Below are 13,019 nucleotides of genomic sequence, written 5' to 3'. Positions count from 1 at the left end.
CGAACCCTTTTCAAGCAGGACAGAATCGTGGCGTCATCGCATTCCGTGCGGGCTCTCCGTCTTGTGTGGCTCGCATGGTTGCGGGCGGGCCGTGAACCCTGCTAGACCCCCCGACAAATTTCTGCGTGTTTTCAAGGATTAGCTTCGGCTGCGGGCCACAATGCGGTCATGTCAGCTTCGCTGAGCGGCCTTATTTCTGCCCTATGCGCTCAAGGCCCCCCGAATGGGGCCGCGCCGTAACCACTGGACCCCCCGTATGCTGGAAGTCAGGCACGACAACGAAGTCCATGTCGAGAAGGTCGAGCAGCGGCCGGCCGACAGCATCGCCTTCGGGCTGGAGCGCATCGGCCTCCTGGCGGTCAAGGTGCCGGTGCTGTCCTGCATCGTCCTGCTGCTGCTGATCGTGGCCGCCGTGTTCGGCATCAAGCGCATCCAGATCGACGATTCGCTGAGCCAGCTGTTCCGGTCCGACAGCAAGGAATTCCACCAGTACGAGGAGGTCACGAAGAAGTTCCCGGCCGAGGAGTTCGACGTCCTCGTCGTGGTCGAGGGCAAGACGCTGCTGACCCGGCCGAACCTCGAGAAGCTCCGCGACTTCGTCACCGACCTGCAACTCGTGGAGGGCACTCGCGGCCTGGTGTCGCTGTTCTCGGCCCGTCAGGCGCCGGCCCCCGGCAAGCTGCCGGCGGCGCTGTTTCCCTCCGAGCTGCCGGAGGGCGAGGCCTATGACAAGTTCATCGAGACGGTGAAGTCCAACGAGATCATCCGCGGCAAGCTGCTGTCCGAGGACGGCACGCTCGCTCTGATCGTGCTGTCGCTCGAGCCCAAGGTGGTCGCCTCCAACGATCTCGGCAAGGTCGTGGGCGACATCCGCAAGCTCATGACCGACGACCTCGGCGACACCGGCCTGAACGTGCAGCTCTCCGGCGTCCCGGTCATGCAGCTCGAGATCCGCAACGCGGTCGAGCGCGACGGGCTGACCTACAACGTGCTCGGCATTCTCGCCGGCTGCATCATCGCCATCATCTTCTTCCGCAAGGTCTCCTTCATGATCGCGGCGGCGTTTCCGCCGCTGATCGCGATCCTGCTCGCGCTCGGTGCGCTCGGCTGGGCGAACTTCAATCTCAACATGTTCCTGAACGTGATGACGCCGCTCATCATGGTCATCAGCTTCTCCGACTCGATGCAGCTCACCTTCGCCGCGCGCGACCGCCTGATCGCGGGGCAGGACAAGGTGACGGCGTTCAAGAACGCCGTGCTGGTCGTCGGCCCCGCCTGCGTGCTGACCCACGCCACCGCGGGCATTTCCTTCATCGCCCTGCAGTTCTCCGACAGCGACCTGATCCGCAAGTTCGGCGAGGCGGGGCTCGCCGCCACCATCATCGCGCTGCTCGCCGTGCTCTCGCTGGTGCCGGTGTTCGGCGTGCTTTTGGTGCGCAACGAGAAGACGTTCGCGGTCAAATTCCAGGGGGCCGACGCCGGCGTGCAGGCGCTGCGTAATTTCTGCTACTGGATCGCGGTGCGCATGGTCGGCCGTCCCGGCCTGTTCAGCCTGATCGCGGTGATCTTCGTCGGCGGCCTCGCGGTGATCTATGCCGGCCTGGAGCCGCGCTACCGCCTTGCCGACCAGGTGCCGGACAAGCAGCAGGCGGTCGCGGCCAGCGATCGGCTCGATGCCAAGCTGACCGGCGCCAATCCGGTCAACGTGCTCATCCAATTCCCCAAGGGCGCCTCGCTCTACGCGCCGGAGACCCTGCAGACCATTGCCGACGTCCACGCCACGGTCGAGAAGACCGCGGGCGTCGGCAATGTCTGGTCGGTCGAGACGCTCAGGCGTTGGCTGGCCGAGAAGGCGCAGTCGTCCGACACAGCGACCCTGCAGGAGTACGTCAACCTGATCCCCGAGCACCTGGTGCGCCGCTTCATCGACAAGGAGCAGGACGCCGTTGTCGTCGCGGGGCGCGTGCCCGATCTCGACTCCAGCCAGCTGCTGCCGGTGGTCGACAAGCTCGACCGCGAGCTCGATGCGGTCAGGAAGAAGCATCCGGGCTACGAGGTCGCGGTGACCGGTCTTGCCGCCATCGCCGCGCGCAACTCGGCCAGCATGATCCAGAAGCTCAACCACGGCCTGACCATCGAATTCGCCCTGGTGGCGATGTTCATCGGCCTCGCCTTCCGCTCCTGGGTGGTGATGCTGGCCTGCATCCTGCCCGGCATCTTTCCGGTGGTGATGTCCGGCACCTTGCTGTGGGCGATGGGGGAGGGGCTCCAATTCGCCAGCGTCGTGGCGCTGACCGTCTCGTTCGGGCTCGGTCTGTCGGCGACCATTCACTTCCTGAACCGGCTGCGCATGGAGAGCGCGCCCGGAGTCAGCGCCGCGGTCGCGGTGGAGCGTGCCACGGTGCTGGTCGGCCCGGCGCTGATCCTCACCACGGTGGTGCTGGCCTGTGGCCTCGTCGTCACCGTGTTCTCGGACCTGCCGTCGCTGCGGCTGTTCGGCTGGCTGAGCGCGTTCTCGATGGTGGCCGCGCTGTTTGCGGACCTGTTTATCCTGCGGCCGACCGCGATGTTCCTGATCAACCTGTCGCAGAAGCTGAAGCGCAAGCCGGTGTGAGGGGAGGGGCTTGTCCAAGCCCCACCCCCAACTGTCATCGCCCGACCCGTCTAAGCCTTTTGGCTTCGGGGCGGCCACGAACCGAAAGGCGTGCCGGAGCCTTAAAGGGCCTCGGTAGCGGCGAGCAACGACGGCCGCCCGAAGATGTAGGTTATCGCGACAGTTGATGCTTGAATTGCAACTATTGAGTGCGATATGCAATTTGAGATAGAATTCGACTTTCAACCATAGTGAGAATCACCTACTCCAGTAGGGCCGCTGGAGTAACTTGCAACAATGAGCCGCCGTGAGCGTCGAGCGTCGCATACGCCTGCGAAGCCCAAACCTGTTCGACCCGATAGTGCTGCGATCTTGTATGAGACAGCCTTACGCGAGATCGCGAATGGGCGCCATGCGGACGCCGAGGGCTGTTGCCATTTGGCGCTTGCGATCGACGGAGGGCATGCGCCGACACTCAACCTGCTGAGTATCCTTGCCCTGCAGGCTGGGCACCATGATGCCGCGCTCCAGTGGGTATCCCGCGCGATCCAGCAGGATGTTCAGCCGCAATACCTCCTGACCCTTGGTACGGTGCTGCAGGTCCAGGGACGCTCTGATGAGGTGATCAAGGTCTTCGACAAGGCACGGACGCTCGGTCTTGAAAGCCCCGATCTGTGGATGCTGAGGGGCAATGCCCTCGTTGCTCTGCAGCAGCTGGCAGACGCTGTCCTGAGCTTCCAACGCGTGCTGGAGCTGAATCCGCAGAATTGGGATGCCGCAAACCAGTGCGGCATCACGCTTCAACGGTTGGGGCGCCTCGACGAAGCGCTCGCTTATCTCGACCTGAGCGACGCTTTGCGGCCCAATCATGTGCCAACTCTCTTGATGCGTGGTGCGCTTCTGAACGCCCTGAAGCGCTTCGATGAGGCTCTGTCGATCTGTCAGCGAGCTCACGCGATCGAGCCTGGTAACTCCGATATCTGCGTCAAGACGGGCATTGTCTTGCGCACGATGCGGAGGGACGAAGAAGCTTTGGAATGGTTCGAGCGAGCGCTCGCTCTGCAACCTCACTCCAGGGATGCGCTGCACGACAAGGCCGCTGTTCTGACCAAGCTTCGGCGGTTTGACGAGGCTTTCGCCATCTACAGGCGGCTAAAGGACGTCGATCCAAACGATGCTTTAGCCGATCTGGGAACAGCGCATCTGAACCTCTTGCTGGGGAATTTCGACGCGGGCTGGTCGGGGCGAGAGGCTCGTTGGAAGTTGCCCAGTGCCTATCCCCAGTTCCAGCAGCCGATGTGGCAGGGGCAGGGCGACATTGCCGGCAAAGTCATCGTCATCGCAGCCGACGAAGGGCTGGGCGATACGATTCAGTTTGCCCGTTATGTGCCCATGGTTGCGGCGCTCGGCGCGCGCGTCATTCTTGCGGTCCAGAAGCCGCTGCTTCCTCTCCTGTCGATTATGCCCGGGATTTCGCAGTGTATTTCGGTCTCGGAGGCAGCGGACCTCGCGGCCGTGGATCTCCATTGCCCGATCATGAGCCTTCCTTTCGCATGTCGGACATCGCCGGAGACGATTCCCGCACCCGTCTCCTATTTGCCTCCGCCCGATCCGCAACGGGTCCAGTTCTGGGAGGAGCGTCTCGGTCCACATGAAAAGTTGCGTGTCGGTCTGGTCTGGTCAGGCAACCCGAATCATCTGGACGACCACAATCGTTCCATCCCGTTGCGCACGCTGTCCCGCCTGCTCAGCGATGACGCGATGTTCATCAGCCTGCAGAAAGCACCTAAGCCGGAAGACAAGGCTGTGCTTCGGGAGGCGGGTCAGATCTTGGATCTGACAAGTCATCTCACCGATTTTGCGGACACCGCTGCGCTGGTGTCTTGCCTCGATCTCGTGATCACGGTCGATACCAGCGTCGCCCATCTCGCCGGCGCGCTTGGTCGTTCGACCTGGACGCTGCTGTCCTACACGCCGGATTATCGCTGGTTGCTGGATCGTGAGGACAGCCCCTGGTACCCGACCATGCGCCTTTTCCGGCAGGGCGAGAGTCGCGACTGGGCGGAGGTCGTCGAGCGGGTCAGAACGACTCTTCACGAGGTGATCGCCCGGAGGTCGTTGTTTGCCGGTAATCCCGGTCAATGACTTGTGGCTTCAAACTGTGCCCGGATTCAACAGCCCAGCCGCCCAAACAAAACGGCCCTGACATCGTCAGGGCCGTTTGCATATTCAGCTCTGATCGAGCCGATCAGGTCTTCGACATCGTGATGTTGACGCCGCGGATCTCGCCCTTGGAGGAGATCTGCACGACCTGCTTGTTGCCGTTGGTCCGGAGGTTGATGCTGGCGGCGAAGCCGGCGGCCTGGACGAACACGTCGATCTGGCCGTTGCCGGCGGTGCCCTGCAGCTCGCCGTTCACGTTGCGGCTCGATTCGCTCCAATTGCCGGAGATGCGGTCACCCTGGCTGGTGACGTCGCTGGTCAGCAGGAACTTGTAGCTGTCGCTGGCGCATTGCAGGCTCTGCTTGAGATTGGCGCCGGTCACCTTGTAGCTGGCCTTGCAGCGGATGCGCTCGGTGGTGCCGTCGGATAGCGCGACCGTGCCGTTGCCGGACCACGAGCCGTCGAAGCCGGCGAACGGGCCCGACTGCGCATGAACGGCCGACGCCGAGATCAGCAGCGCGACGCCGAGGCCGGCGGCCTTGACGAGGCGCCCGGAAAGAGGTGAGCCGAACAGTTTCATATCGAGTTTCCCATCCAAAATGACACCGTTGTGCCGGCGTGTGTCGCCGCTTCGAACACTTGGTGTTCTCGCCGAACGTTAGGTTCAAATGACGACCGGTCCGGCGCTTTGCAAGACGGCATCACGTGCCTGCCGTAACCGCGCCCGCGCGAGAAACGGCTGCAGAGCTCGCCCTCAAAGCTCCGACGGCGCTGCATCTAACGGTCCGCGCGGCATGCTTGCAACAGCCAAATGCGAAAAACGTGGCGTCCGGATAATGCCCTAGTATCAACGCCTTGTTTGTGCCAAAGCTGTGGTTGCCGAGCTTGTTCGCTCGGCATCATAGGGCGCGAATTTGGCCGCATTTGGCAGCGTAGCTCCGGCGCTGGGGGGCTTGCGGTCCTTGCCGAACCAAACAGGTGTTTCCCGGTCCGCATCGGCGATCCCCGGGAGGTGGCCTCTGCTGTCAAAATGAAGGAACACGATGCGTAAGATTTGCCTGGCACTTTCCCTGCTGTCGCTGACCATCTCCACCGGCGCCTTCGCGCAAGGCGCGCGTGGCACCGCCGAGGAGCAGGCGGCCTGCACCCGCGACGTTCAGAAGTTCTGCCGTTCCGTGATCGATCAGGGCGACTTCACCATCCTGGCGTGCCTCAAGGAGAACCGCCCCAAGATCAGCCCCGATTGCGACAAGGTGCTCAAGAACCACAACCAGTAAGCGGTTGGCGATCGGAAGCGCGCTTACGATCCATCTTGGTTAACGGCCGTCGATCCGCCCGTCAGGGGTGGACGGCGGCCGCGCCGTATGGGCGGCCCGGCATCGATTGCATTGGTTTTGGCCGGATCTTGCCCTATATGGGGGCCAGCAATCCGTTCGCATGAGCGAAGCGGCGGGCACTGTTTTCCGTAAGCCCCTTCAACCTGATAGCTGTTTCGTCCATGACCACCGCGAGCGATTTGCGATCCGGCAAGACACACCGGGACGAGAACTTTCCGGTCGCCTCGTGGATCATCCGTCCCGAGCACCGCGCGCTGATTCTCGCCTTCTACAATTTCGTGCGCACCGCCGACGACATCGCCGATCACCCCAGCCTGCCCGGCGATGAGAAGCTGCGGCTGCTCGATCTGCTCGAGGCCGAGCTGACGGGAACGGGCGACACCCAGGACGTCGCGGTGAGCCTGCGCCGGGCGCTCGCCGAGCGCGGCATGCCGCCGCGCCATGCGCTCGATCTGCTGGTCGCATTCCGGATGGACGTGACCAAGCTGCGCTACGAGAACTGGGACGAGGTCATCCATTACTGCCGCTACTCGGCGATGCCGGTCGGCCGCTTCATGCTCGACGTGCACGGCGAGGATGTGTCGACGTGGGCGGCGTCGGACGCGATCTGCGCCGGGCTGCAGATCAACAACCACCTGCAGGACTGCGGCAAGGACTACAGGGCGCTCAACCGCGTGTATCTGCCGCGCGATGCGCTGGCCGAGGCCGGCGCCACCGTCGAGATGCTCGGCGAGTCCAAGTCGTCGCCGCAACTGCTGGCTTGCCTGCAGAAGCTCGCGGTGCGCAACGCGGCGCTGCTGGAAGAGGGCAGGGACCTCAACAGCGGCGTCAAGGATTTCCGCTTCGGGCTCGAGATCGCGGTGATCCAGGCCTTCGCCGATCGCATCGTGGCGCTGCTCCAGTTGCGCGATCCCCTGAGCGACCGCGTGCATCTGACGCCGGCCGGCATGCTCGGCCTCACCTTCACGTCTGTGATGGGCGAGATCGGCCGCCGCATCGCCGGCCGCCATCCCCAGACCAAATCGGCGGGCGCATGACCCTCGAAGCCACCGCAGAGACTATCGATCACGGCACGGCCGCCTCCGGCAGCTCGTTCTATGCCGCCATGCGCATCCTGCCGCGCGCCCAGCGCGATGCGATGTTCCAGGTCTACAGCTTCTGCCGCGAGGTCGACGACATCGCCGACTCCGACGGGCCGCGACCCGAACGGCTGGCAGCGCTGCAGAAATGGCGCGAGGACATCGACGCGCTGTACCAGGGCCATCCGCCGCCGCGGCTGCGCGACTACGTCGCCTCGGTGAAGACCTTCGGGCTGAAGCGTGAGGACTTCCTCGCCATCATCGACGGCATGGAGATGGATGTGCCGCAGGAGATCCGCGCGCCGGATCTCGCGACGCTGGATCTGTATTGCGATCGCGTCGCGAGCGCGGTCGGCCGACTGTCGGTGCGCATCTTCGGCATGCCCGAGGAGGACGGCATCCTGCTCGCCCATCATCTCGGCCGCGCGCTGCAACTCACTAATATCCTGCGCGACATCGACGAGGACGCCGCCATCGGCCGGCTCTATCTGCCGCGCGAGGCGCTGCTGTTCGCGGGCATCACCGGCGATGATCCCGCCAAGGTGACGCAGGAGCGCGCGCTGCCCAAGGTCTGCAACTCCGTAGCCGTCCGCGCCAAGACCCATTTCGAGAAGGCCGACGAGATCATGCGGCGCAATCGCCGCCGCGCGGTGCGCGCGCCGCGGATCATGTCCAAATACTATCGCGCCGTGTTCGATCTCCTGATGGACCGCGGCTTCGCGCTGCCGCGCGAGCCCGTCAAAGTGAGCAAGCTCACGAAGATCGGCATCATCCTCCGCTACGCTTTCATCTGATGACCAAGACCGCTCACATCATCGGCGCCGGGATCTCCGGCTTCTCCGCCGGCGTGCGGCTCGCCAATGCGGGCTACACCGTCCATGTCCACGAGGCCACGCAGCAGCTCGGCGGCCGTTGCCGCTCGTATTACGATGCTGCGACCGATCTCGTGATCGACAACGGCAACCATCTGTTGTTGTCAGCCAACCACCACGTGCTGGATTATGCCCGCACGATCGGCTCGGAGGCGGGGCTGGTCGGGCCGAAGCAGGCGCAGTTCGCCTTTGTCGACATCAAGACCGGGCAGCGCTGGCTGCTCGATCTCGGCAGCGGCCGGCTGCCGCTGTGGGTGTTCGACGAGAGCCGCCGCGTGCCCGACACCACGCTCGGCGATTACCTCGCGCTGTCGCCGTTGATCTGGGCGGGCACCTCGAAGACGATCGGCAACACCATTCCCTGCAAGGGCACGCTGTACGACCGCCTGGTGCAGCCGCTGCTGCTGGCGGCGCTGAACTGCGATCCGCCTGAAGGCTCGGCCGGGCTCGCCGGCGCCATCGTCCGCGAGACGTTGCTGGCGGGCGGCCAGGCCTGCCGTCCGTTGATCGCGCGCGACGGCCTGTCGGGCGTGCTGATTGATCCCGCGGTCAAATTCCTGGAAGGCAAGGGCGGCAGCGTTCGGATCGGCCGCGAGCTGCGCGGCCTTGAGAGCGCGGGCGGTCGCGTGACTGGCCTGAAGTTCGGCGACGAGACTGTTGCGCTCGGGGCTTCTGACGTCGTTGTGTTGGCGGTGCCGCCGCGGCCCGCGATGGGGCTGCTGCCGGGCCTGACCGGGCCGACCAAATATCGCGCCATCGTCAATGCTCATTTCCGCATCACGCCGCCAAAGGATTCGCCGGCTTTGCTCGGCGTCGTCGGCGGCCTGATCGAATGGCTGTTCGCCTTCCCGCAGCGGTTGTCGGTGACGATCAGCAATGGCGACCGGCTCGTCGACATGCCCCGCGAAGAGTTGGCGGCGGCGATCTGGGCCGATGTCTGCAAGGCCGCCGGCATCTCGGCCGAGCTGCCGCCGTGGCAGATCGTCCGCGAGCGCCGCGCCACCTTCGAGGCGACGCCCGAGCAGAACGCGCTGCGTCCGGGTGCGAAGACCGCCTTCGGCAATCTCGCATTGGCCGGCGACTGGACCGACACCGGCCTGCCGGCGACGATCGAGGGCTCGGTCCGATCCGGTGATCGGGCGGCCGATCTGTTGCTGGCGTAGGGGTGACCACTTCCGCTACGTCTGCACTCGCCACGATTTTGCGGAGATGCCCGAGCAAGGCGCCTCATCATCGGTGTCGTCCCGGCCTCCGCGCCGGGACCCATACGCCGCGGCGGGTGTGGTTCGAAGACAGTGCCGATCGAGCGGGTTCAACTCATGGGCGTCACGGAGTATGGGTCCCGGATCGGCGCCCGCCAACGCTGCGCGTCGCCGGGCTTGTCCGGGACGACGCCGGTTGTGTTTGAGCGAGCTGGGCTAGAGCGTGATGTTTTTATACGGAAACATATCCTGAGTTTTTCAGGTAGTTGGCGCATTCTTTTTCCGAGAACATATCGAGGAGAGCTCCGGCTTTTCGCCAGGTCGCCTCGATCGTCCGTGGTTCTGCGGCCCGCAGGAGGTGTTTGAGTTTTGCGAACACCTGCTCGATCGGATTGAGGTCTGGGCTGTAGGGCGGCAGAAAGAGCAGATGCGCTCCCTTGGCGCGGATGATCTCACGAACTTTTTGGCCCTTATGGCTCCCGAGATTGTCGAGGATAACGACGTCTCCCTTGCTCAAGGTCGGAGCCAGTTCATTTTCGACGTAGAGCGTGAAGAGTTCGCCATTGATGGGGCCATCAATAACCCACGGCGCGGCGATCCGGTCGTGGCGCAGGGCCGCGATGAAGGTCATGGTCTTCCAGTGGCCGAAGGGAGCCGATGCCTCCAGACGTTGTCCACAAGGACCCCAACCGCGCAGTGGCGCCATGTTGGTCTTGATCCACGTTTCATCAATAAAGACCAGCCGAGAGACGTGGATCTTGCCCTGGTGAGCTTTCCAGCGCGCTCGCTTACGCGCGACGTCTGGTCGATCTTGTTCGGCGGCGCGGATCGTTTTTTTTATAACTCAGCCCTTCAGCATGTACGAAGGTCCACACCGCGCGGACATCTGTCTTTACCCCGCGGGTCGCCAGCTCTCTTGTCAATTGACGCAGCGTGAAAGGCCCCGAACTGATGCGTTGACGCAACCAATCAGCGTTGCCTCCAGATAGAACTGGCTTCTTGTGACCGCCGATCTTGCCGGGAGAGATACCGCCGGTCTCCTGCCTGAGCTTCTTCCATTTCGGGATGCAGGACGGGCTGATCTGGAGACTGCCTGCGATCGAACGCACGCTCTCGCCGGCATCTGCCCGCGCCAGAGCAATCTCACGGATATCGTCCGAATAGGGTCGCGTCATCCATGCTGGCCTCCGTACCCCAGCATGAAGCTTGAATCAGAGATTCACTCGCCTGGGAATCCGATTCCAAAGAAAAACAACGTGCTCTAGCGATGTCGGCCGAATCTAGTCGCCTGGAGACTGCGCTCGCGACGCGAGTCTCACATCTTCGTGGCGCAGTTTTTGCTTAAAGTTCCAGCGGCGGTGATGCTGGCTCGCTTCTGTTTCACCGTGGAACAGGGGCGTGCGGGACTAAATGGCAACACCGGGTAAAAAAGGCATCGTGGGCCGGTGCAGTGCGGCGCAAACGGGGTTTCCTCGCGGATTTTTTCTGCGTAATCCTCGGTTTGTTAAGGTCTTTTCCGCTCTGGCGCCGCCGCGGCTTAAGGCTTTGAAACAAGAGACGGAGACGTCGGATTTTGCGACGTCCGAGAAGGTGTCAGGGGTCGGATTGTGAAGTTGGGGATGGGGGACGACACGTCCACGGATCGCCCGATTGATCCGCGGCCGGTTTTGGTCGTGACGGGACTTGTGCAGGAGGCTCGCATTGCTGCTGGGCCCGGCATGATGGTGATCTGCAGCTCGAGCGATCCGAAGCAATTGCGCTCGCTGCTCACGGTGTTCGACCCGACCTCGATCCGCGGCGTCGTCAGCTTCGGCGTCGCTGGCGGTCTCGATCCCAGCCTCAAGGCCGGCGACATCGTCGTTGCGACCGAGGTCACGGCCGGTGATGCGCGCTGGCTGTCTGGGCTGTCGCTGCGTGAGGAGCACATCGCCCGCGCCGCGCTGAAGAAGCGCCGCGTGGTGCGCGGCGTGCTCGCCGGGGCCGAGGAAGTGGTGGTGGCGAAGGCGCGCAAGGCGGCGCTGCGCATGAAGACCGGTGCTGCTGCCGTCGACATGGAAAGCCACATCGCAGCCGCCTATGCCGCCGAATACGGGCTGCCGTTCGCGGCCCTGCGCGTGATTTCCGATCCCGCCCATCGCACGCTGCCGTCGCTGGCCAAGGACGCGATCAAGCCGAACGGTGCCATCGACCTGCCGATGATCCTGCGCGGCGTCGCCCGCAATCCGGCCGTGCTGGGCGGCCTGGTCTCGACGGGCATCGAGTTCAACCGTGCCCTCCGATCACTCCGCGGCGCCCGCGACCTGCTGCTGAGCGGCGTGCTCGCAGCCGAGCACTTCCTCGAGACCGAGACGCTGGCCGCTGCCGAGGCGTGAGGTCGCGTTCTGGAGGACGTCACGCGCGACGTAAGCTCGTGCGTTTCGGTTGATCCGGAGCGCAGACGCATTCCCACATCTCCATCGCAGCCCAAAAGACGCGTGCTGGTTGCGGCTTGCTCCGTCTAACCTCGCCCCGCTTGCGGGGAGAGGTCGGATCGCATCGCCAGATGCGATCCGGGTGAGGGGGACTCTCCGCAACGGTCGGTGGGCGTGGCTGCCCCTTGTATCTGCAAGACCATGAATTTTGTGGTTCAAGCGACTTAGCGCCGTGGCCGGTGGCCACCGGCCACGGCGCGTGGCGATGTCGCCCGTTACCCCTCCGGCTAAAACCGTGGGTGAGCTCTGGGATCTTCGCCATGTCACGTACGACCGAACAGTCGCTTGAGTTCCAATCGCATGGACAAGGCAGGTTACCGTGAAGAAGACGACTTGTGGAGTGGATATCTCGAAGGCCAAGCTCGATGCCGGTATTGAGCCAGGGCATCTGTTTGCGAGCTTCGACAACGACGCAGCAGGCATCGCAGCACTCATCGCGTTCTGCAAAGAAAACGGCGTCGAGCTGGTGGTGATGGAAGCCAGCGGCGGCTACGAGAGACGTGCCTTCGCCGAGCTGTGGGCACACGGCATCAGCTGCGCCCTGACCAACCCCCGCAGCGTGCGGCGTTATGCCGAGGCGATGGGTATCTTGGAGAAGACGGATCGGATCGATGCCTTTGTCATCGCCCGGTTCGCCGACGCGAAGGATCTTGCGCCGACGCCGCTGCAGAGCCAGGCACAGCAGCGCCTGAAAGCCCTCGTCGCTAGGCTCCGGCAGGTCACCGACGACCTGACCGTCCAAAAACAACGGCGCTCCAGCGCGTTCGAAAATGCGGAGATCCAGGCCAGCCTCGACGAGGTGATCGCCCTGCTCAAGCGTCAATCCCGTTCGCTCGAGGGGGAGATCGCATCCATGATCGACGACGACCCCTTGTGGGCAAAGCTCGCCGAAGCCTGGCGCGAGGTGAAAGGTGTCGCGGGAAGAACCGTCGCGCGTCTGCACGCCGAGCTTCCGGAGATCGGGATCCTCTCCAACAAGGCCATCGCAAAGCTTGCCGGTCTCGCCCCGCTCGCTGACGACAGCGGGAAGCGACGAGGCAAACGATCTACCCGCGGTGGACGCGAAGGCGTCCGGACCATCCTCTTCATTGTCGCGGGCACAGCCGCCCGCTACGACGAGCATCTCCGCGACTTCCGGGACAGGCTCATCAAAGCCGGCAAGGAAAAGATGGTTGTTCGGATCGCCCTCGCCCGCAAGCTTCTCGTCATCCTCAACGCAAAAGCTCGCGAGGCACGCGCAGAGTTCGCTAATGCAACTTGACAATCCAGATAGTCGCTCACCCCAGCCCTCTTCCCCGTGAA

The 13,019-nt window shown here is 63.8% G+C and carries 10 protein-coding genes; 8 read left to right on the top strand and 2 right to left on the bottom strand.

Translation table 11 applies throughout. The features are described 5' to 3' along the window. Positions 1-256 precede the first annotated feature (256 nt). Together ACVILH_RS29685 and ACVILH_RS29680 are read left to right on the top strand one after the other, a co-directional pair. Complete coding sequence (locus ACVILH_RS29685; RefSeq protein WP_456716060.1) at positions 257-2,614, top strand: efflux RND transporter permease subunit; 2,358 nt, start codon at positions 257-259, stop codon at positions 2,612-2,614. A gap of 276 nt (positions 2,615-2,890) precedes the next feature. Beyond that, a complete protein-coding gene (locus ACVILH_RS29680) occupies positions 2,891-4,738 on the top strand; it encodes a tetratricopeptide repeat protein (protein WP_456716059.1) in 1,848 nt (615 codons plus the stop codon). 103 nt (positions 4,739-4,841) lie between these two features. Here ACVILH_RS29680 and ACVILH_RS29675 read toward each other — a convergent pair whose 3' ends face one another. After that, the gene (locus ACVILH_RS29675) at positions 4,842-5,336 is read right to left on the bottom strand and encodes a hypothetical protein (protein WP_456716058.1); all 495 of its coding nucleotides are present in this window, start codon (positions 5,334-5,336) and stop codon (positions 4,842-4,844) included. 463 nt (positions 5,337-5,799) lie between these two features. Between ACVILH_RS29675 and ACVILH_RS29670 the strand changes: the two genes are divergently transcribed. From ACVILH_RS29670 to hpnE, 4 genes are all read left to right on the top strand, one after another. Next, the gene (locus tag ACVILH_RS29670) at positions 5,800-6,033 is read left to right on the top strand and encodes a hypothetical protein (RefSeq protein ID WP_456716057.1); all 234 of its coding nucleotides are present in this window, start codon (positions 5,800-5,802) and stop codon (positions 6,031-6,033) included. Positions 6,034-6,254: 221 nt separating this feature from the next. After that, positions 6,255-7,130 (top strand): squalene synthase HpnC, encoded by an 876-nt coding sequence (hpnC, locus tag ACVILH_RS29665; RefSeq protein ID WP_456716056.1) that lies wholly within the window; start codon positions 6,255-6,257, stop codon positions 7,128-7,130. Further along, positions 7,127-7,966 (top strand): presqualene diphosphate synthase HpnD, encoded by an 840-nt coding sequence (gene hpnD / locus ACVILH_RS29660; protein ID WP_456716055.1) that lies wholly within the window; start codon positions 7,127-7,129, stop codon positions 7,964-7,966. The genes hpnC and hpnD overlap by 4 nt, the downstream gene beginning before the upstream one ends. Beyond that, positions 7,966-9,207 (top strand): hydroxysqualene dehydroxylase HpnE, encoded by a 1,242-nt coding sequence (hpnE, locus tag ACVILH_RS29655; RefSeq protein WP_456716054.1) that lies wholly within the window; start codon positions 7,966-7,968, stop codon positions 9,205-9,207. The genes hpnD and hpnE overlap by 1 nt, the downstream gene beginning before the upstream one ends. A gap of 271 nt (positions 9,208-9,478) precedes the next feature. Here hpnE and ACVILH_RS29650 read toward each other — a convergent pair. Beyond that, positions 9,479-10,421, bottom strand: a protein-coding gene (locus tag ACVILH_RS29650) for an IS630 family transposase (RefSeq protein WP_456716053.1) whose coding sequence is annotated in 2 segments (ribosomal slippage) — positions 9,479-10,084 and positions 10,086-10,421 — 942 coding nt in all. Because the reading frame shifts where the segments join, the coding sequence is not laid out codon by codon here. A gap of 432 nt (positions 10,422-10,853) precedes the next feature. Here ACVILH_RS29650 and ACVILH_RS29645 point away from each other — a divergent pair. Further along, positions 10,854-11,618 (top strand): phosphorylase, encoded by a 765-nt coding sequence (locus ACVILH_RS29645; protein WP_456716052.1) that lies wholly within the window; start codon positions 10,854-10,856, stop codon positions 11,616-11,618. A gap of 418 nt (positions 11,619-12,036) precedes the next feature. Continuing rightward, positions 12,037-12,978, top strand: coding sequence for an IS110 family RNA-guided transposase (locus ACVILH_RS29640; protein ID WP_456716051.1), 942 nt, complete (start codon positions 12,037-12,039; stop codon positions 12,976-12,978). Positions 12,979-13,019 lie beyond the last annotated feature (41 nt).

The sequence above is a fragment of the Bradyrhizobium sp. USDA 4353 genome, from assembly GCF_054063215.1.
The sequence above is the reverse complement of the archived record's forward strand: the minus strand, read 5'-3'. Positions and strand labels throughout refer to the sequence as shown.